At 60.9% G+C, this 253-nt stretch carries 1 protein-coding gene; it reads right to left on the bottom strand.

Annotated elements, in window-relative coordinates; genetic code table 11:
* Positions 1-253 (bottom strand): DUF3329 domain-containing protein (locus tag R0J88_RS21855; RefSeq protein WP_410901154.1); only part of this gene is annotated, 253 nt, incomplete at both ends.

The following is a 253-nucleotide window of genomic DNA, read 5'->3' as shown; positions in this document are numbered from 1 at the left end:
ATGTCACCGTGGTTGTCCAGCATCACCAGGCCGTCGCGCATGGCCTCGGAGGATTCCTGGATACGGTTGAGGATGCTGCGCAGTCGCTCCTGAGCCTGACGCTGGCCCTTCTGGTAGCGGTAGAGACGATCGAGCAGGTCTCCCCAGACGCCATCGCCGGGCGGCGGCTCTTCATGGGGATTGGTGATCAGCCAGGTGTAGAGGCTCTTCAAGTGCTTGAGATGGACGAACAGATACAGCGAAAGACCCAGCG

This window comes from Pseudoalteromonas sp. SIMBA_162 (assembly GCF_046535955.1).
In the GTDB taxonomy this organism is placed as follows: Bacteria; Pseudomonadota; Gammaproteobacteria; order Enterobacterales; family Alteromonadaceae; genus Pseudoalteromonas; species Pseudoalteromonas marina.
The sequence above is the reverse complement of the archived record's forward strand: the minus strand, read 5'-3'. Positions and strand labels throughout refer to the sequence as shown.